This is a genomic window from Maritimimonas sp. 2205BS37-2 (assembly GCF_056591755.1).
Genome location: NZ_JBWQOI010000003.1, coordinates 45,023 through 65,251, shown reverse-complemented (window position 1 = coordinate 65,251; position 20,229 = coordinate 45,023). Strand labels below are relative to the sequence as shown.

Annotated in this window: 22 protein-coding genes; 7 read left to right on the top strand and 15 right to left on the bottom strand. The window is 32.9% G+C overall.

Annotated features, from left to right (window positions below):
- Positions 1-93: 93 nt before the first annotated feature.
- The 10 genes from AC1EUU_RS13230 to rlmD form a co-directional block, all read right to left on the bottom strand.
- Complete coding sequence (locus AC1EUU_RS13230; RefSeq protein WP_480201921.1) at positions 94-249, bottom strand: hypothetical protein; 156 nt, start codon at positions 247-249, stop codon at positions 94-96.
- 16 nt (positions 250-265) lie between these two features.
- On the bottom strand, positions 266-1,132 hold the full coding sequence (locus AC1EUU_RS13225) for a substrate-binding domain-containing protein (RefSeq protein ID WP_480201920.1): 867 nt from the start codon (positions 1,130-1,132) through the stop codon (positions 266-268).
- Between the two features lie 6 nt (positions 1,133-1,138).
- A complete protein-coding gene (locus AC1EUU_RS13220; RefSeq protein ID WP_480201919.1) occupies positions 1,139-1,498 on the bottom strand; it encodes an MmcQ/YjbR family DNA-binding protein in 360 nt (119 codons plus the stop codon).
- 3 nt (positions 1,499-1,501) lie between these two features.
- Positions 1,502-2,374, bottom strand: a complete 873-nt coding sequence (locus tag AC1EUU_RS13215) for a nucleoside phosphorylase (protein ID WP_480201918.1) — start codon at positions 2,372-2,374, stop codon at positions 1,502-1,504.
- Positions 2,374-2,892, bottom strand: coding sequence for a hypothetical protein (locus tag AC1EUU_RS13210; protein WP_480201917.1), 519 nt, complete (start codon positions 2,890-2,892; stop codon positions 2,374-2,376). The genes AC1EUU_RS13215 and AC1EUU_RS13210 overlap by 1 nt, the downstream gene beginning before the upstream one ends.
- 1 nt (position 2,893) lies before the next feature.
- The gene (locus AC1EUU_RS13205) at positions 2,894-3,220 is read right to left on the bottom strand and encodes a translation initiation factor (RefSeq protein WP_480201916.1); all 327 of its coding nucleotides are present in this window, start codon (positions 3,218-3,220) and stop codon (positions 2,894-2,896) included.
- Between the two features lie 66 nt (positions 3,221-3,286).
- Positions 3,287-4,237: an isopenicillin N synthase family dioxygenase gene (locus tag AC1EUU_RS13200; RefSeq protein WP_480201915.1), complete on the bottom strand. Its 951-nt coding sequence runs from the start codon at positions 4,235-4,237 to the stop codon at positions 3,287-3,289.
- A gap of 45 nt (positions 4,238-4,282) precedes the next feature.
- Positions 4,283-4,987 carry a DUF6048 family protein gene (locus tag AC1EUU_RS13195; protein ID WP_480201914.1) on the bottom strand — a complete coding sequence of 235 codons (705 nt, stop codon included), beginning with the start codon at positions 4,985-4,987 and terminating at the stop codon, positions 4,283-4,285.
- Positions 4,953-5,426, bottom strand: a complete 474-nt coding sequence (locus AC1EUU_RS13190; protein ID WP_480201913.1) for a DUF6452 family protein — start codon at positions 5,424-5,426, stop codon at positions 4,953-4,955. The genes AC1EUU_RS13195 and AC1EUU_RS13190 overlap by 35 nt, the downstream gene beginning before the upstream one ends.
- Positions 5,427-5,749: 323 nt before the next feature.
- Positions 5,750-7,159, bottom strand: a complete 1,410-nt coding sequence (rlmD, locus tag AC1EUU_RS13185; RefSeq protein ID WP_480201912.1) for a 23S rRNA (uracil(1939)-C(5))-methyltransferase RlmD — start codon at positions 7,157-7,159, stop codon at positions 5,750-5,752.
- A 117-nt stretch (positions 7,160-7,276) separates the two neighbouring features.
- On the opposite strand from rlmD, the gene AC1EUU_RS13180 reads away from it, so the two are divergent.
- Genes AC1EUU_RS13180 through AC1EUU_RS13170 form a run of 3 tightly spaced genes read left to right on the top strand, consistent with a single transcriptional unit; the run spans position 7,277 to position 8,752 of the window.
- Positions 7,277-7,864: an RNA polymerase sigma factor gene (locus AC1EUU_RS13180; RefSeq protein WP_480201911.1), complete on the top strand. Its 588-nt coding sequence runs from the start codon at positions 7,277-7,279 to the stop codon at positions 7,862-7,864.
- Entirely contained in the window at positions 7,851-8,243 is a 393-nt protein-coding gene (locus AC1EUU_RS13175; RefSeq protein WP_480201910.1) for a DUF6768 family protein, read from the top strand. Before AC1EUU_RS13180 ends, AC1EUU_RS13175 begins: the two co-directional genes overlap by 14 nt.
- Entirely contained in the window at positions 8,240-8,752 is a 513-nt protein-coding gene (locus tag AC1EUU_RS13170; RefSeq protein WP_480201909.1) for a hypothetical protein, read from the top strand. Before AC1EUU_RS13175 ends, AC1EUU_RS13170 begins: the two co-directional genes overlap by 4 nt.
- Before the next feature lie 37 nt (positions 8,753-8,789).
- Here the strand turns inward: AC1EUU_RS13170 and azu are convergent, their stop codons facing one another.
- The gene (gene azu / locus AC1EUU_RS13165; RefSeq protein ID WP_480201908.1) at positions 8,790-9,302 is read right to left on the bottom strand and encodes an azurin; all 513 of its coding nucleotides are present in this window, start codon (positions 9,300-9,302) and stop codon (positions 8,790-8,792) included.
- Positions 9,303-9,427: 125 nt separating this feature from the next.
- Between azu and prfA the strand changes: the two genes are divergently transcribed.
- Complete coding sequence (prfA, locus tag AC1EUU_RS13160) at positions 9,428-10,504, top strand: peptide chain release factor 1 (protein WP_480201907.1); 1,077 nt, start codon at positions 9,428-9,430, stop codon at positions 10,502-10,504.
- 92 nt (positions 10,505-10,596) lie between these two features.
- On the opposite strand, the gene AC1EUU_RS13155 is transcribed toward prfA, so the two are convergent.
- Complete coding sequence (locus AC1EUU_RS13155; RefSeq protein WP_480201906.1) at positions 10,597-11,178, bottom strand: DinB family protein; 582 nt, start codon at positions 11,176-11,178, stop codon at positions 10,597-10,599.
- Positions 11,179-11,291: 113 nt separating this feature from the next.
- Here AC1EUU_RS13155 and nhaC point away from each other — a divergent pair, with 113 nt between their 5' ends.
- The gene (gene nhaC / locus AC1EUU_RS13150) at positions 11,292-12,812 is read left to right on the top strand and encodes a Na+/H+ antiporter NhaC (protein ID WP_480202332.1); all 1,521 of its coding nucleotides are present in this window, start codon (positions 11,292-11,294) and stop codon (positions 12,810-12,812) included.
- Here nhaC and AC1EUU_RS13145 read toward each other — a convergent pair.
- Entirely contained in the window at positions 12,809-14,785 is a 1,977-nt protein-coding gene (locus AC1EUU_RS13145; RefSeq protein ID WP_480201905.1) for a putative porin, read from the bottom strand. The genes nhaC and AC1EUU_RS13145 overlap by 4 nt on opposite strands.
- Positions 14,786-14,882: 97 nt before the next feature.
- Between AC1EUU_RS13145 and AC1EUU_RS13140 the strand changes: the two genes are divergently transcribed.
- On the top strand, positions 14,883-15,488 hold the full coding sequence (locus tag AC1EUU_RS13140; RefSeq protein ID WP_480201904.1) for a ribonuclease HII: 606 nt from the start codon (positions 14,883-14,885) through the stop codon (positions 15,486-15,488).
- Here the strand turns inward: AC1EUU_RS13140 and AC1EUU_RS13135 are convergent.
- Both AC1EUU_RS13135 and AC1EUU_RS13130 read right to left on the bottom strand, forming a co-directional pair.
- Positions 15,485-17,404, bottom strand: coding sequence for a tetratricopeptide repeat-containing sensor histidine kinase (locus AC1EUU_RS13135; protein ID WP_480201903.1), 1,920 nt, complete (start codon positions 17,402-17,404; stop codon positions 15,485-15,487). The two genes, AC1EUU_RS13140 and AC1EUU_RS13135, sit on opposite strands and share 4 nt — an antisense overlap.
- 11 nt (positions 17,405-17,415) lie before the next feature.
- Positions 17,416-18,150: a LytR/AlgR family response regulator transcription factor gene (locus tag AC1EUU_RS13130; RefSeq protein WP_480201902.1), complete on the bottom strand. Its 735-nt coding sequence runs from the start codon at positions 18,148-18,150 to the stop codon at positions 17,416-17,418.
- A gap of 531 nt (positions 18,151-18,681) precedes the next feature.
- On the opposite strand from AC1EUU_RS13130, the gene AC1EUU_RS13125 reads away from it, so the two are divergent.
- Complete coding sequence (locus tag AC1EUU_RS13125; protein WP_480201901.1) at positions 18,682-20,211, top strand: OmpA family protein; 1,530 nt, start codon at positions 18,682-18,684, stop codon at positions 20,209-20,211.
- Positions 20,212-20,229 lie beyond the last annotated feature (18 nt).

Below are 20,229 nucleotides of genomic sequence, written 5' to 3'. Positions count from 1 at the left end.
TCTTCTATAATAACAGAATAAGGTTTAGTGCAGCACATTAAAAAAACCGCACTATCAATGATAATACGGTTTTTCGGTTGGCTTGTTGATTAATTATTCGGTTACTGAAACTTCTGTAGCAGTAACTTCTGTAGGGTTAGGGTTAGTTTTTTCTTTTTCTGCATAAGAACACTGATGTGATCCTCCGCATGATATTAATAGTAAAGCCATAGCAATCACAAAAATTATAAAAGATAAATTTCGTTTCATGACTTTAGTTTTTAGGTTAGAAAACTTTTTTAATCAGTTGTTTATAATGAACGTGTTGCTCAATAACGCTAAACATTACCAATTTATTTTGTATATCATTAATTAATTTCTTTGAAACGCCTTTCTTTCTGTTCCATTTTGTGATTGATAACCAGGTTCTTATGTCTTCTATTTTTTGTTCATATCGCTCAGAAAATAACATGTCTAAACCCTCGATCTCTAACGGATTTTTAAATTCTTTGAGTTGTTTATTAATTACTCTAATAATTGTTTGAACAGTTTCATTGTCTTTCTCTAGTACTTCATTTCTAACAGCCAATACAAAACAAGGCCAAGGCGTTTTAACATTATCAATTCTTCTAAAGATTCCTTTGTCAACATATGGTTTCGTTGTAAAATGTTCCCACATAAAATAATCGGCACTACCTTCAGTAAGTGCTTTTATACCTCCTTTAAGATTTTTTACAACTTCATACTTGAGGTTATTAATATCAAAGTCATTATTATGTGCATTGACAATTGCCATTAATTGAGAGCCAGAACCATAACGACTAATGGCTATTCTTGCATTGCGCAAATCATCAATTTTTTGAAATTTAGATTTAGCACCCACATGTATTCCCCATAGCAGTGGAGATTCTACATAAACCTTAACTATTTTACTTGGGTTACCGTTAATTATATCTTTAATAATGCCTTCGGTTAGTATAATCGCAGCATCAATAGTACCTTCTCTGAGAGCTTGACACATAGCTCCGGTGCCACCGTGAAATGTTTCCCATTCTAGATCAACACCTTTTTTTTCGAATTTTTTATTTTCTATAGCGAGATGCCAGGGTAAGTTAAAATGTTCGGGTACACCGCCAATCTTTATTTTCTTCATTTTAAATCAAATAGCTTTTAGTTGAGTACGTTGTTTTTTAGAAAATTTACTGATTACTAACTGATAAGAAGTATCAATCCAATTAAAAATTAGATCATCTGAAACAGAATTATCCAAAGTAACTTTATTCCAATGTTTTTTATGCATATAGGGTTGTGTATCTAAACAAGAATAGCGTTCTCGTAATTCTTCAATTGTAGCAGAGTTGGCTTTGACACTGATACTTTCAAAGGAGTTGACATTAGTAGCAGTAAACATTTTGCCTAGAACTTTAAATACTAATACACTTGGCAGTTTAGGAAATGGGAAAGATTCTGTTACGCCTTTTTTGGACAAACAATAAGCTCTGTACTCCTCAATGTTCATGTACTATTTGGTGAGTTTATCTAAAGTATACACGATTAATTTTTCAACGAGCTCAGCAGGATTCTCACTAAATTTTCCCTGCACTCTATTTGCGAGAATTGCATTCATTGATAAGGCATTATGTCCTAATAATTTTGAAAGACCGTAAATACCTGCAGTTTCCATTTCTAAATTAGTGATTCGAATACCGTTAAAATTAAAATCACTCATTTTTTCATTGAGTTTAGTATCTTTAACTGAAAGACGGATTATTCTGCTTTGAGGTCCGTAAAAGCCATTCATGGTAGCCGTACAACCAACAACAGTTCCGTCTGTATTAAGTTTGTTTAAGAGATGAGCGCTACATTTTACCATGTAAGGAATTCCTCTTCTAATATTCCATCCAATTTGCTGTACAAAAGCATCTTCTAGATCTTTTTCAAGTATATGATCGCATTCATAAGCCTGAAGCATACAATCTAAGCCCATACCATATTCTGAAATTACAAAACTATCAACCGGAATGTCTTCTTGAATACTTCCTGAAGTTCCAATACGAACAATGTCTAAAGATGTCAATTTTTCTTTTAACGTTCTAGATTTAAAATCAATATTCACTAATGCATCAAGTTCATTTAAAACAATATCTATATTATCAGTGCCAATACCTGTTGAAATAACAGTAAATCGCTTTCCTTTATAGGTGCCGGTTTCCGTTTTAAATTCTCTACATCTTATAGAGTACTCAACATTATCAAAATGTTTGGTAATCTTAGAGACTCGATCTGGATCACCAACCGTAATCACAGTGGTAGCAACCTGTTCGGGCTTTAAATTAAGATGGTATATACTTCCATCAGGATTTATGATTAATTCAGATTCTGCAATTCTTCTCATTATAAATTGTAAGCAGTTTTTATTTGTTCAATAATGTTCTTTTCTGTTGGAAGTTTAAAAGTTGGTCGAGTCTCTGTTTTACAAAAAATGATGCCGTATAGTTTTTTGGATGTACTAAAATATAACGTTTCGTTTGCCAGAGGAATCGCAATCATTGGCTTTTCGCAAATAGAAATCTTTACATTTTTATTTGCTTTAAAGGTATCAATTACTTCGAGGGTAAGCTCTTCAAAATTTCCATCAAGATCTAGTAAGCTTTTGTCTTGGGTATCTTCTAGACGTAGGCCAAAATCAAATTCTGTAGGTCTAAAAAAAATAACTTCATTTCCTTTAGAAGTATAAATACTATCCTTCGCAGGAAGTGAAATTTCATCTTTTGTGAAGAAAATCTTTGTTTCTTTTTTTGCTGAGCTTCTTTCTACTTTATCTGGATCCATAACAGGTGTGTTTTTCTTTTCAGATTTACATCCACCAAGTGCAATAGAAAACAGAAAAGCAAATATTAAAACCTTATTCATATTATCCTCCAACTCGCTTTACCTTAAACCCTTTCTCTTTTAATAAAGACATGATCTTATCGCGATAATCACCCTGAATAATAATTTTTTCATCTTTATAACTACCACCAACACTTAGTTTGGTTTTCAACTCCTTAGCTAATTTCTTAAAATCACTTTGTGCACCTGTATAGCCCTCTAAAATGGTAATAGGTTTGCCTTTTCGCTTCTCATATTTACAAACAATAGGAGCATCCTGCATCCATAGATCATTTTTTTCTTTTGGAATTTCTTCTTGTTCAGAAATTTGATCTGGGAACAGTTTTCTTAACTGATCTTGTAAGTCCATACAATGATTTTTGTTTACTCTTTTTAGATTTACAATTTGAAAGATGGCGTAAATCTAATAGGGTAATTACTTTTTAATCAATCCTAATTCTACTAAACGCTCATTTAAAAAATCACCAGCAGTGATATCATCATAGAGTTTTGGGTGTTCATCATCAATACAATTCTCTAAGCAATCTAATGGCATTTCACTAATTGGATGCATAAAAAACGGAATGGAGTAACGTGATGTTCCCCAAAGTTCTCTTGGAGGATTAACAACTCTGTGTATGGTAGATTTTAATCTGTTATTTGAATGACGTGAGAGCATGTCTCCAACATTAATTACCAACTCATCAGGTTCTGCAATAGCATCGAGCCATTCTCCTTTATGATTTTGAACCTGTAAGCCTTTACCATGAGCGCCCATCAATAAAGTAATAAGATTGATATCGCCATGGGCAGCTGCACGTACAGCATTTTTAGGTTCTGATGTAATAGGAGGGTAATGAATCGGTCTTAAAATACTATTCCCATTCTTTATATAGTCATCAAAATAATATTCTTCTAAACTTAAAAATAGAGCCAATGCTCTCAATACATAAACACCTGTTTTTTCAAGCATTTTATAAGTTTCTTTACCTACCGAATTAAATTCAGATAATTCATTAACGGTCACATTTTTCGGATATTCAGCTTCGAGCTTCGGGTTATTTTCTACATACTGTCCGAAGTGCCAAAATTCTTTAAGGTCGCCTTCTTTTTTCCCTTTCGCACTTTCTTTTCCGAATGACACATAACCTCTTTGCCCACCTATACCTTCTATCTCATACTTTCGCTTAGTTTCCACAGGTAGCGCAAAGAACTTTTTTATCTCACCATATAAGTTATCAACTAAGGTATCACTTAAAAAATGTCCTTTTAAAGCAACAAAACCAATATCTTCATATGCTTTACCAATTTCACTTACAAACTTTTGCTTTCTGTTTGGATCATCTGATAAAAAGTCAGATAGATCTACACTAGGTATATTTTTCATAATTATTTTAAATTTTAAGCAAATATAAATTTACGGAAAAAATCTTTATTTAGCCTTTTTGTAGAGCGGAATTAAATAAGAAATGGTATAATTAAAGCCAAAACCTGAATTGTTTAAAAACACGCGGTTAAATCCGGGCACAAATAAATTTTTGAAGTTTTCAGCCTCTTTGGTAGTAAGCATTCGTTTACCGCTAAAGCTAAATCCAAGGTAAAGATTATTAAGAACTTCGGCCTTTACTCCAACTACTAGTTCTGCCCAATGTGCATTTAATCCACTAAATTCTTGAGGTGCATTAATTGGTTGATCGGGCACAAGTGGATCTGAACTTAAAATGGTACCACTATTTAAAGTTTGCGAAAAAGTACTAAAACCATAACGGAAACCTATATAAATGGCATTTTCCATATCAAGCCAGTTCTCATATGCATTATAATCTACACCAACTTTTATGTATTGACCGTCGGTTGTGAAATTAATATTATCGAGATCTGACTTATTTTCAAGATAACCTAATTCGCCAGCGACATACCATTTTTTGCCAATTCTATAATCGGCAACCAGCTCTAAGCCTTTTCGTTTGTCTTCTACGATGGCAGCGGTTGGATTAAAAAGATCAATGCCTACGCGAAGGCCATACTTGTTTTTTATAATACTATCTTTTACGGTAGTTTTCTGCTGAGCAAATGAAATGAAACAGCTCAATAATAAAATACTAATGAGATATGGTAATATGTGCTGTTGTTTCATTTTCAATGTTTTGAGGATCTTCTATAGTTGTAATGGCTTGAATCCAATTATTGGTTGAGCTTTCTATGTTAACGTTTTCAAATGTTGTTTTAAACCCACAGGAACGGCCCACAAAAGTTTCATTGCGTTGATAGCTCAATACAATCGTGTCTGTTCTTATGTCGTCCGTAGCGATTTGATTTGTTAGCGTATACGTGGTAATATCGTTGTCTATTCTTAAAGGAATAAAAATTGAATCTCCCGTTCTAGTAACTATGGTGTCTTCTTCAAGATCAAGAATCTTTATCTCTAACCCACTAACTCCATTGGTATTGCTTAAATCTGCTGCATCTAAAAACTTAAGTATTAAGTTAGGTGTGGTAGGGTCTATACAGATATCATCACGCTCGCAACCGGCAGTACTTATGATTAGAATAAGAAGTAAAAAGTATTTTTTCATTAATTGCAAAGTAACGCAATTCTATAAAAACACAAAAGGTGCTTTTTAAGGTAAATTCTTTTATTTTGAATATTATGAGATTATGCGAAGATCAATATATAATTAGTACCTTTAACAGTACTCAATTTATATTAAAGAAAAAGGCACTTGAATCTGAGAAAAGTAAACCTAAACTTAAAAGGGTGTAGGCTGTGAATTAAATAATCAGAGACCAGTGCCTAGATTTTTGAAATCAAGCGTTTGATTAACAACGATACAATTTAAAGTGATTTTTATCAAGAGGGAAAACCCTATTTCTTTATAGGAAAAACCCCTTTTTTAATTTATTTTAATTGAAGTAATACCACGTTTTCTACATGATGGGTCTGTGGAAACATATCTACTGCTTGGGTTTTAACAACTTTATACTTTTCATCCAAAATTGCTAAATCTCGAGCTTGTGTTGCCGAATTGCAGCTTACATAAACTATTTTTGGTGCTTGCAATTTTAGCAGTTGTCCAACTACTTTCTTGTGCATACCATCTCTTGGAGGATCTGTAATGACAACATCTGGTTTACCATGTTTAGCAATAAAAGCTTCATCAAAAACCTTAGCCATATCACCTACATAAAATTCTGCATTCGTAATTTCATTTCTTTGGGCATTTTCTTTCGCTGCACTAATAGCATCTGATACCGCTTCAACACCAATTACTTTTTTTACTTTCTTCGCAATAAACTGAGCAATAGTACCTGTACCAGTATAAAGATCGTAGACGATTTCATTTCCTTTGAGAGAAGCAAAATCACGTGTGATTTTATACAATTCATACGCCTGTTCAGAATTTGTTTGATAAAAAGACTTTGCATTAATCTTAAAGCTTAAACCTTCCATTTCTTCAAAGATATGATCGCGTCCATGATAACATAGTACTTCTTGATCATAAATGGTATCATTAGCTTTAGAATTGATAACATATAATAACGAAGTTATTTGCGGAAATGAGGTCTTGATAAAATCTAATAACAATTCTCGCTTTAGAATATCTTCCTTAAAAAACTGAATCAACACCATGACTTCATTTGTGGTAGAAGTACGAATCATTAATGTGCGTAAAAACCCAGTTTGATTTCTGGTATTGTAAAATGCAAGGTTATTTTTTATTGCAAAGTTTTTTATTGCTACTCGAATGGCATTACTTGGGTCTTTTTGTAAGTGACATTTTTCGATATCTAAAATTTTGTCCCACATACCAGGAATGTGAAATCCAAGTGCATTCTTATCGCCTAGATCTTTATCTGATTCAATTTCTTCTTGTGTTAGCCAACGACTATCACTAAATGAAAACTCCATTTTATTACGATAAAAGTAGTGTTCTTTTGATCCTAATATGGGTGTCACTTCGGGTAATTCTATACCTCCTAAACGAGTTAAATTATTAGTGACTTCTTTTTGTTTGTAAAATAACTGGTGTTCATAAGCCATATATTGCCATTTACAACCGCCACAGGTACCAAAATGCTTACATTCCGGTTTTGTTCTTTTATCTGACAATGAATGAAATGAAACAGCTTTACCCTCGTAATACGCTTTTCGCTTTTTGAAAGTTTGCACATCTACCACATCACCTGGAACTGCATTTGGTAAAAAAATCACTTTCCCGTCTGGGGCTTTTGCAACCGATTTACCCTTTGCACCAGCATCAATTACCTCCAATTGTTCAAAAAATTGTTTTCTATTTTTTCTTGCCATGTGGCAAAAATACTAATAGCAATACATATAGTTAACAATTAATGCTAATAATGTTTCACTAATTTTATCAATATATTGAACCTAAAATACTGTTTATCGTCTATTATGTGAGAACATATGAAATCAACCAATAAAGTCTTTGATGGGTTATTAGTATTGCAATGCAAGAATGGCGATAAGAATGCCTATTCATTACTTGTTAAACGTTGGCATACAAGATTTTGTAAACAAGCTTTTTGGCATGTTAAAAACCTAGATTTGGCAAAAGATATCGCACAAGACAGCTGGACTGTTATTTTTGGAAAGTTAGATATGTTAAAAGACCCAAATAGCTTTGGAAGTTGGGCATTAAGTATTGTAAATAGAAAAGCGATTGATACTTTACGGAAGAAGACAAGAACTGATAAAAAGCTGAAAAGCTATTATGAGAATTTAAAAACGAATCAAAATTATAATGATGATAGAACTATTATTAATAATGATACTGTTTTTACTAACGATCATTCTAAGATTGTTTTAAAGGCAATTCATCAATTACCCGAAAATCAGCAAGTGGTATTGCGATTATTTTATGTTGAAGAGTACTCTGTATTAGACATAAGCAACATATTAAAAGTCTCAAGAGGCACTGTAAAATCGAGATTATTTTATGCTCGAGAAAAATTAAAATCAATATTAAAAAATAAGGATCATGAAAAATCATAATGAAGAGATTGATAGAATAATAAAAGAAACATTAACATTAGAAGAATCGAAATTCTACGATGAGTTAGATGAATTAGATGTTTTTAGTAAAATAGGAGGTGTGTTTAAAGGTAAAAATGGTTGGTTACTGATTATTATGAATATAATTACAATGGCCTTTTTAGCACTTTTCGTTTATTGCATTGTACAGTTTTTCAACACAGATGTTACTAACGAACTTCTTTTATGGGCAGTCATTGGGCTTTTTAGTGCATTGTTTATAAGCATGATTAAAGTATATGTTTGGCAGCTTATGCATAAGAATGATGTTTTACGAGAACTAAAAAGAATAGAATTACAAATTGCTGCACTAACAGTAAAAATACCTACAAAGGCATGAGAATATTAAATGAGCATGCTAGGATTATTGATCAACCATTATTGGAAATTTCTAAGTTGTTTGAAACGTTAGCATCAAAAGAAGACCAAATACTTGCCGTAGATAAATGGCCCAGAATGAAATTAGATCAAGGGCTTAAAGTGGGGTCAAAAGGAGGTCATGGTATAATTCGATATGTTGTTAAAGAATATATACCTGGCGAGTATATTCAGTTTCAATTTTCTAAACCTACAGGCTTTATTGGTATTCATGAATTCAAAATAAAAGAAGTTGAAGCATCTAAAACGCAGTTGAAACATACCATAAGGATGAAACTTAAAGGGCAAGCCTTTTTAAGTTGGCCTTTAGCAATTAGATGGCTCCATGATGCTTTTATTGAAGATGCTTTTGACAATGTAGAAAACCATTTTCTGAATGTCAAAAAAGAAACAAAATGGAATTTCTGGGTAAGGTTATTAAGAGAAATTTTTAAAGCAAGAAAGAATCCTGAATATAAAAGAGCATCCTAACAATAGAGGATGCTCTTAATTAACATAACGGTATTTGTTATTTTACAATAAATTTACCTTTCATGATAGCGTAATGCGCCGGGAAGGAACATAGAAAGTCATATTCTCCAGCTTCAGGAGCATCAAACTCAATAGTAGTTTCTTCTCCGCCACCAATCATTTTTGTCATGGCAATTACACTATCTTTCATATCAACAGGAATATAATCAGTGTCTTTTGCGACATTGGCTTTTTGTCCGAACTCATTGAGGTTAGTGCCTTTTTTTAAGATCACCAAGTTATGCCCCATTACTTCTTTAGACATTTGACCTACATGCTTTAATGTAATTTTAACCTTTTGCCCACCATTTACGGTAATTTTCTTCAGGCTAAAACGCATATTATCATCACTCTCTATGACTATATCATTGCTAATGGGGTCTTCTTTTACTTCAGGTTTTTTAACTTCTTCGGTGGAAGTTTCTACTTTTTTTGTTTCCTCTTTTTTCTTTTCACCACAACCATAGGTTACTAATAAACTAAGGCTGAGTAGATATACTAGTTTTTTCATATTTTAAAATTGAGATTATTTAGATTTATACAAATTTATAGTTAAAATAAGGGCTTAGCAAATATTATTAGATGGTTTTCTAACTGTTTAGAATTCATTAAATTTGCAATCCTTAAAAAGCAAAGATGTTAGATAGATTACGTATAGTAAAACAGCGTTTTGATGAAGTTTCAGACTTAATTATTCAACCCGATATTATTTCTGATCAAAAACGATATGTGAAGCTTAACAAAGAGTATAAAGATCTGAAAGCGTTAACAGACAAAGGGGCGATTTATGAACAGTTTTTAGCTAACATCAAAGAAGCTAAAGAAATAATTGACGATGGCTCTGATGCTGAGATGGTAGAGATGGCTCAACTTGAATTAGATGAAGCCAATGAAAAGTTACCAAAGCTAGAAGAAGAAATAAAATACATGTTAATTCCTAAAGATCCTGAAGATGAGAAAAATGTTATGATGGAAATTCGAGCAGGTACAGGAGGAGATGAAGCGAGCATTTTTGCAGGTGACTTATATCGCATGTATACTAAATTCTGTTCTGATAAAGGTTGGAAAACTGAGGTGGTAGATTTGAATGAAGGAACCTCAGGTGGGTTTAAAGAAATTATTTTCAGTGTTACTGGTGAAGATGTCTATGGAGACCTAAAGTTTGAGGCAGGTGTACATCGAGTACAACGAGTTCCGCAAACGGAGACACAAGGTAGAGTGCATACATCAGCAGCAACCGTGATGGTACTTCCTGAGGCCGAAGAGTTTGACGTAGAACTTGATATGAAAGATGTTAAGATTATCCGTACTACTTCTACAGGCCCCGGAGGACAAAGTGTAAATACTACATATTCTGCGATTCAGTTAAAACATATTCCAACAGGTATTGAAGCCAAATGTCAAGATGAAAAATCGCAGCATAAAAATTTAGAAAAAGCCATTAAGGTATTGCGTTCTCGTTTGTATGAAGCCGAATTAGCAAAGAAACAAGCTGAAGATGCTGCGCGAAGAAAAAGTATGGTTTCAAGTGGTGATCGCTCTGCAAAAATTAGAACATATAATTACCCCCAAGGACGCGTAACAGAACATAGAATTGGTTTAACCCTTTACGATTTAGGTAAAATTATAGATGGCGATATTCATAAAATTATTGAGGAATTAAAATTAGCCGAGAATGCAGAAAAGCTGAAAGAATCTGGAGAGGTTTTATAAACAATTTGCAGAAACAAATATCTAATTCTTCTAAACACTTAAATGAAAAAGCCCGCTCATCGAGCGGGCTTTTTCATTTAAGTGTTTTACTCTTAGTATAATCTGTACTGAGGCGCTTTAACACCTTGCATACGTAAGGAAACTAAAGCTTGCCCTCTATGATGTATCGCATGGTCTTTAATAAAATCAAACCCTTTTTTCTTAGTGAATTCGGGTTGTTTTGGGTCGAATGGAACTTTAAAAGTTTCTTTCATTTGCTCTTCACTCATTCCCTTATAAGTGTCTTTAATATATTTAAAGGTTTCTTTTAAAGTTGCAATACACTTCTCTTTATCGGCCCCCATTTCCTTTTCCATTTTTGCAGCTTCTGCAAATTGCTCTTGAGTAGGCATCGGCCCGCCCTTAATAAAAATATCAGTTAAGAATTTTGAAGACATGCCAATATGTGCTAATTGTTCTCCAAAACTTCTGATAGAGTCGTGAGGTCTAAAAGTATATTTATCCGCTGGCATTGCTTCCGCCAATTCTATAGTATATGATTTAGACTCTTCAAGAAGTTCTAAAAAAGCTGCTTTTTCAATAGCAAACGTATCCGATGATTCTTTAGTGCTTACAAATGCAAGTGTGCCCAGCACTACAATAGCAATGAGCAAATAATTTGTTAGTTTTTTCATGTTTCTATTTTAGTTTAAGTTATTGATAAATTTAAGCATTTTTTTGATAAGAACGCTCTTGATGCCTAGGCAACTGCTAGAGCAAATTGCATAGTTTTATATTTCTTTGTATCATTACAAGGTTTAAAAACGGCCATATGAGCGATGATAAAAATATTACCGAAATTGAAATAGATGACCAAAAGATAATTGAAAATAGAGAGCTTAGTATTTGGGAAGCATTGTTACCAGTGCTTGTGCTCGTTATCATGCTCTTCTATAATGTATATGTTTATGGTGATGATGCTTTAAGTGGTAGTAATCAGTTTATCTTATTGTTAGGCGCTGCGTTTGCTGCAATTGTAGGGTTCAGAAATAAGGTTTCTTACAAAAGAATGTTAGAAGAGGTTGCCGAGAATGTTAAATCTACAACAGGAGCTTTACTTATATTATTGATGGTTGGTGCTTTAGCTGGTACTTGGCTTATAAGCGGTATAATTCCCTCAATGATATATTATGGTTTACAGATATTAAATCCAACCATTTTCTTGGCAGCTTGTGTAATTATATGTGCTATTATTTCTATTGCCACAGGAAGTAGTTGGACAACTGCTGCTACCGTAGGTATAGCATTAATAGGTATTGGTAATACTTTAGGTATATCCTTAGGGATGACCGCTGGTGCCGTTCTATCAGGCGCTTATTTTGGAGATAAAATGTCTCCATTAAGTGATACAACAAACCTTGCTCCGGCTATGGCTGGAGGAGAATTGTTTAGTCATATTAAATACATGACATATACGACGATACCAACGATTACAATTACTTTAATTGTTTTTATCATTATAGGTTTAAGTATAGAAACAACGGGGAGTCCTGATATTTCTGATAAATTAACCGCTATAGATGGCGCCTTTAATATAAGTCCTTGGTTATTTATTGTGCCAGTTGTTGTAATCTTTATGATTGTGAGAAAAACACCACCATTGGTAGCACTTTTAGTGGGGACTTTGTTGGGAGGAGCTGCGGCGATTATAGCGCAACCTGATATTGTTGCTAAAGTAGGAGGAGCTGATTCGCTAAATTTCACATCAGCATATAAAGGTGTTATGAATGCAATGACCGTAAACTCTGCTGTTGAGACTAGTAGCGCAGAACTGAATGATCTCTTTTCGGCCGGAGGGATGAAGGGCATGTTAGGAACCATATGGCTCATAGTTTGCGCAATGGTATTTGGAGGAGTAATGGATGCCATTGGTGCATTAGCAAGGATTACAGCATCATTACTAAAGCTTGCAACATCGGTTCTTGGACTGTTTGCCAGTACAATTGGTAGTTGTTTAATATTAAATGCAACGGCTTCAGATCAATACCTCGCTATTGTTGTACCAGGGAAAATGTTTAAAAAAGCCTATGAAGATAAAGGTTTAGCCCCTGAGAATTTAAGTAGAACCTTAGAAGATTCTGGTACTGTAACCTCAGTACTTATTCCGTGGAATACATGCGGAGCTTATCATAGCGGCGTATTAGGTGTACCAGTAGTAGATTATGCTTTTTATGCTATATTTAATTGGTTAAGTCCGTTTATGACATTATTTTTTGCGGCCTTTCATATAAAAATTAAGCAGCTTGCCACAAAGGTAACTACTTCTTAAATAAAGAAATTCCAAACTAAACCAAATCTAACGGTAAAATCTCGGAAAGGATAAAGTGGAGCAGAATAGTGCTCATTGGTATTTCCGAAGCCAGAATTGAAATGCTCTAATTTAAAATAAATACGCGTTCGTTGTATTTGCGCATTAATAAAGAAGTCCAGAACGGGGTAGCCTCCAATTTCCTTTTCGTTTTGAAGATAAAATTCTGAAATCACGGGGTTATAACTATTCGCAAAGTACTTAGTAAAATAATTTAGCGTTACTCCAGCTTGTATATAGAGTGGGTCGCCTTTAAATAAATGATCAGCAAAGTAAATCGTATTTCGAGTTACAAATTCTGGAACTCTAAAAATATCACTTCCATTGGTTGCTTTTTGATACATTATGGTATTATCAAAGCCAAATTTCCCAATTTTAAGATCTTTTGAGATTTTTATTTTTAAGTAATTAATAGTCTCGTCCGCCTGTAAGGGTTCCGGTTGACCCGTTGAAGAGGTTGCGGCATCACCAAAATATGCGTAATTATCTAATTGCGTAATTTGTGCATTTGCGTTTAAAAGCTTATCAGATTTCAAATCAAAAATCAAGCTTCTAGTAATTTCATTTCTAAAATTTTTTCTCCAGTTATATCCTAAATAACTACTTTGATTTAATAAAAAGTTGAAATTAGGTGAACGGTTATTATTTAAGATTGTTCCTGTAAAAGTGAATAAGCTATCCTGAGAATAACTGGCAGAAGCTTTGATGTAGTTCCCGGTAAGGTCTCCCGAGAGTATAGTTGAAGCGTCTGCATTGATGTTGAATTTTTTTAAGCGCGTTTTCCATTCGCCACCAATGGCAATCGTATTGCCGTTGAGTTTATCGGTTATTGTTTCATTATTAATTATTGCAATGCTATTGTAACCATGCTGAAAGTCGTAATAATCAGTTTTAAATTTTACTTCACCCAATACGATTGGTGATTTTAGTGCGAGATACGCCTGTGCCTTCAACGAAGTGTTTTCTAATTCATCATTGATAACCGAATTAAATGAAGTTCCAAAACCACTATATGCAGCTGCTTGTCGGTAATCATAATGCTTACGTTCATAATTAAGTATATTACCAACTTTTAGATAGGTTTTAACATTGTTTACCGAATCTTTTCGTTGCCAAATTTTATAATCATGCTCTAGATAATAACGATTACCGCGTAGAAGGTTTTCACCATCATTAAAGTTGGTTTCTAAACGGGCACGATCAGAAAAATTTCCATCATCAGTTTCAAAATTAATAACAGATTCATCAGTGAGACCTCCGTTTTCATCATTAGTTAAATCTTGTGTAACAAGATGAGCCCTCAGATTATAAGCTTTATTTTTAGTTTGATAGTTTGTAGTTATTCTTAAATTACCATGACTGCTTAAAGTTGTACGGTATTTACCTAGAGATCTTAATCCTTTATAGGCGATAGAGAAATTTAATCTTTTCGAGGTGTTAAAGGTGAACAGTGCATCTAATACCTGCCCTTGCTCCAAACCCGTTCTATACATTAATTCAGTAGTAGGAGTGGCAACTCGATAATAATCGATGTCTTTAGTTTCATAGTAATTGAAGTGTTTAGCTCTTGCTCCTAATCTTGGATAAAGAATAGCCTCGCCAAAAGTGTAACCCAAAGTATTAAAGGTCTGCCCTTGATTATGAAAAGGTAATAATTCAAAGTTTTCTTTTCGTATATAATTGAATTTATAATCTTTTAATCTTGATAAGGTGGTGTCTACATAAGTAGTATCAAATGCATACGAAATAACTTTATAATCTTTATAGGTTGTTTTTCCACTTAACTTGATCGTTTTTTCTTTCTGATTTCTAAGCGTATCATTTCGTTGTGAATTACCAAAATCATTAACTTCTCCAGATTTACTTGGAACAATTTGGGCAAACGAAAAGAAAGTGGTTAGTAAGAAGATAAGTACGAAAATCGATTTTTGCATACACTTTTAAATAGACTAGCAAAGGTACATTATTTGATCATAAAAAATTACTAAAATTTTAAAGGCTGTTTTAACATTTACATCTATTTTTGAAAAGATGTTATTGCATAATTTCTCGAAATATAAATTTGAAGCAGGAACCGATGAGGCGGGTAGAGGTTGCTTGTGCGGTCCGGTAGTGGCTTCAGCCGTTATCCTACCTGAAAGTTTTGAACACCCGCTTTTAAACGATTCAAAACAGCTTACAGAAAAACAAAGAAAAGAGTTGAGACCTTTTATTGAAAAGCAGGCACTTGCCTATGCAGTAAGTTTTGTTTGGCAAGAAGAAATTGACGAAATAAATATTTTAAATGCTTCAATTCTCGCAATGCATCGTTCTCTTGAAGATTTGAAAATTCAACCTGAATTTATTATAGTAGATGGAAACAAGTTTAAGAATTATAAAAATGTTGGGCATGAAACTATCGTAAAAGGTGACGGTAAATATTTAAGCATAGCAGCTGCTTCGATCTTAGCGAAAACCTATCGCGATGAATATATGGAAAAGATTCATAAAGAATTTCCTAACTTTAATTGGAAGCGAAATAAAGGTTATCCTACCAAAGAGCATCGAGCAGCGATTAGAAAATATGGTGCAACTCACTATCATAGAAAATCATTCAAGCTATTACCTGAACAATTGACACTCGATTTAAAGTTTTAATAAAGAGGTAATTGAAGTATAAGCTTTGTGCCCAAGGCATTATTTGCATCATCTACCAAATCTTTATAGGTAAGTGAGAAAGAATTTTTAAAATTCTTTACAAAATTCGCCAATCTTTCACGAGTTAATTCTATACCAATTGATTTTCGATTGATAACTTTTTTTGCTTTGATTTTAGCTGACTCTTTTCTGCCAATACCGTTGTCTTCAATATTAATTTGTATGAACTCATCAGAAGACTGTTTTACCGAGATATTTACCTTTTTATCACCTTTCTTAGACGATAAGCCGTGCCAAATAGCATTTTCGATAAAAGGTTGCAAGACCAATGGGGGCACTTTGATAGTTTCTAAACTAATGGAAGGATCAACATTAATCTCATATTGAATTTCATTTGAAAATCGAATGTTTTCAATACTCATGTAAAGATCCATGGTTTCCAATTCTTGAGAAAGTGTAGTTTCTTTAACAGAAGAAGCATCTAATATTTTACGAATAAGTTTAGAGAATTTATTTAAGTAGTGAACTGCATTTTTTTGCTCATTATTTATAATATAAAGTTTAATAGAATTAAGAGCATTAAAGATAAAATGAGGATTCATTTGTATACGAAGCATATCTTGTTCTAACGTTAGAATCCGTTTTTCGTTTTTAAGCAATCGCTGTCTGTATAGAAAATAAAGAACAGTACCTAGAAGGAATAAAGCAATTAAACTAATAAGCCAGATGTTTCTATTTTTTCGAAGACTTAAATTGGCAATTTCATTTTGCTTAGCTAGTACTTCAATTTGATTATTCTTTTTCTCACTATCATATTTTATAATAAGGTCATTCACATATTGGGTGTTCCGCTCGTTAGACATTTTTTCATCAAACTCTTCAGCCAACTTATAATATGCAAGTCCATTCTTATAGTCATTCCTTCTTTCTGCTAGTTCAGATAGATGTGTATAGGCTTCAGATATTACAAAAGATAAATTATACTCTTTAGCTAGATCCAATCCTTTGATAAGGTTATTCTCTGCCGCGACGTAATTTCCTAACTTAGTTTGCGCCCAGCCTAAATTGATATATTCAGAAGAAATAAAGTATTTGTCCTTTTGCTTTAAGGCTTCTGGAAGGTTTTTCTCAATTATGGCTAGTGCTTCTTTTGCCTTATTTTGTTTTATATAAATTTGGGCGACACTACTATTGCAAATCACCTTGCCCAATCGATTATTGATTTTAGTATTTATATCTAGTGAAGTTTTGTAATAATTCAAGGCTTCATCTAAGTTTCCAAGTCCTTCTTGAGCATAACCAATGTTTTGATTATTAATGGCTAAGCCTAATTGGTTATTTATATCTTTTTCAATTTCTTGTGATTTTAAAAATTGTTCAATGGCAAGTTCGAACTGTTTTAAAAGTAAATAGATATTACCCATACTGTTATAGGAAACAGCAATACTTCTTCTAATACCAATATTAGGATTTTTTATTTTTTCGGCGAGTACCAACGCTTCTTGGTGATAGTCTAAAGCCGTTCTATTGGCATCCATTCGCCTATAATCAACTCCCAACATATTTAGGCTGAAAACCCTAAATTCAATATTTTTTGCTTGTTCGGCGGCTTTCAGAGCCTCTTTGTGAATCGTAATGGCTTTATTGTACTCAGAATAGTTTCTAAAACGAGTTCCTAAAAGATTTAGAACATAGGTTTTGCCATCTAAATATTTGTTTTTATCGAACTTATCGATTAAAAAGCGAAGCTTCACAGTATCGTTGCGATAAAACCTTAAAATGTTGTTTATCTCTTTATAGGTTATAGGCCGCGTTTTTAGAATGCTATCTGCACTTTTTGCTACACTAAATACTTTTTTTTGTGCATAAACATGTGCACATGTTAAGATTAAAATGAAGCAAAAAATCTTTTTCATTAGTTTTTACATTATAGTTTACCTAGAAAATCTGATTTACGCTGACGAGAAACAGGGATTCTCTTATTATTCTCTAAAACAACATAACCATCAGTCTTTAAGAATTCCTTAATCTTATTTAAATTAATAATATAAGAATTATGAATTCTAAAAAAATGATCTTCGGGCAGTAGTGCCCCAACCTCTTTTAATTTTTTTGTTAAAACAATCTGTTTATTGTTTTGCAAAAAAAGTGTCGCATAATTACCATCAGACTCTGCGTATAAAATATCTTCTGGTTCTAAAAAAACAAGCTTACCGTCTGTATTAATTGTAATTTTTTTATGACTTAGTTTATCATTAAAATTAAGCAGGATTTTTTCAAATTTATCGGCATTGGTAATTCGTGAATTGTATTTTTTAATTTTTGTTATTGCGTCTTTAAGGTCGTCCGAATCTATTGGTTTCAAGAGATAATCAATAGCTTCTTTCTTAAGCGCTTTAATAGCATATTCATTATAAGCTGTAGTTATGATAACCGCAAAATCTTTATTATCTAATTTTTCTAGAAATTGAAAACCATCCATAGTTGGCATTTCCACATCTAAAAAAAGACAATCTATATTGGCACTTTTAATATAATAAAGTGCTTTTTCGGGTTCAGTAAATGTAGCCACAATTTCAATTTCGTCGCTAAAATTTGAAAGTTCCCAAGATAATCCTTGAATGGCTTTTGGCTCATCATCTATAATTACGGCTTTTAACATCTAGAGTTAAATTTAATCAAATGTAACATAAACCCTTATTTGTTTATTGAGTTCATGTATGCGTTGCACTAAATTAAGTATAAAAAGTTAGAATTAACTTATAATTTACAATTGCTAGGTATTATGAAATCTATACACTTTTTTATACCAACTATACAAAATCTGTTTGATGAATACATTTCTTTAGTGAGATTTGTGGTGTTAATTATTTAGGGCTATAAGGTTACGCTATGAAAAAGAACCGTTATGCCAGTTATGAAAAAGAGTAAAAATAATTTGCTATGAAAAAGGTTTTTCAATTATGATGAAGGGGGATTTTTCCCCTTTTTTCATTTTTGATTCTCACCTGTTAAAAGTTAGTATATAGTTACATATGTGGTAAGTAATGTTACATATTTTATACATCAAATAAGCCTACAGCCTTATTTTTGTAATTATACGATCCTCCACCTAAATTGTAAATTTCGATTTAGTGTTAATTTTTGTCTTTAGTATTTTTCTTTCTAACATCTCTTATCTAAATTAAAAGTAATGAAACCGTCAACAAGAACATTTTTAGTTTTCTTGATTTTTGCATTTTTCCTTTTTCAATATAGCATCCAAGCTCAAACTAAAAAATTAAAACGTCCGAATGGTAGGGTAGGAATAACTAGTGTAGATGCCTTTGTACGCGAATCATTTGATCTATATGACAAAGTTTACCGATTTGATGGTTATGCTGAAGCTGGAAAGCCTTTAGAAGATGATGATTTAGAGCTTTTATTAGACGCCGTCGAAGACAGTGAACGCGTTTTGGCTACTGCGCCAGATGCAATTTCTGATATAGATGGTGCAGGTATTTTAAAGCAAGGAAAGGCTACATTACAAATGAATCGTGCCAAAAAAGCATTGAAGTATAGCATCAAAACTGCTAAAAAATTAATTACCCAGAAACGAAAGGAAAAAAATGAAGATGATGCTGAGGTTGCTTCAAATGATACCGCTTCAAATGATAATTCTGGTTCAAATCAAAGTTCAGGATCAAGTGGTAATGCCTCTAATGAATCGAATACACCGAATGACGTTAAAGTATATAGTAAGTTTGATTTTGTGCCTGGTGATAAACTCTTATTCTATGATGATTTTTCTAATGATTTTATAGGTGACTTTCCATCAAAATGGAATACAAATGGAACCGGTGAGGTGGTAACCATTAATGAAGGCACCGAAAAGTGGTTTGAAATTAAGGCAGGGTATAATACCTTTTATATACCAGATGTCCCAGAATTACCAGAAGAGTATACTGTTGAATTTGATATTATGGCTACAGGGATTGATCAAAAAACTTCTTCAAGTACTGTTTTTAGAGTTATTTTAAACGATACCGATCAATTTAAATGGAGTAATAATGCTTATGTAAGCATACCGCTATGCCAATATCATCCTGTTGGTATAAGAGTTCGATCGAACAAATCGGGTATTAATAATAATATAACAGCCGATATAAGGAATGTGATTTTAAAGAGGCCTCATATTGCGGTTGCCGTAAACAAACAACGGTTTAGATTATGGGTTAATGAGAAAAAATATGTTGATATTCCACGATTTTTACCCCCTGGAAATATTTTAAATAGATTGAGATTTGAAATCCCCTATTTAAAAGATGGTAAGGAGCGTTTATTTATAAAGAATCTCAAAGTAGCCGAGGGTGGTATTGACTTAAGACGACAACTTATTAACCAAGGTAAATTTTCAACTAATGGTATTTTGTTTGACTCGGGTTCTGCGAATATACAACCACAATCTTATGGGATTATCAGACAAGTTTCGCAAGCATTAAAACAAGTACCCGATATGCGTTTAAATATTATTGGTCATACTGATTCAGACGGACCTGATGACACTAATATGACACTATCAAAAAAGCGCGCCGATGCAGTAAGAGATGCTCTTATTAAAATTTATAATATTTCTGATGATAGACTGCAAACTGATGGTAAAGGTGAAAGTGAGCCTGTTGGAGATAATAAAACAGTCAATGGTAAGGCCCAAAATAGGCGTGTAGTTTTTGTAAAGATTTAGTAAAATATATGAAAAAGA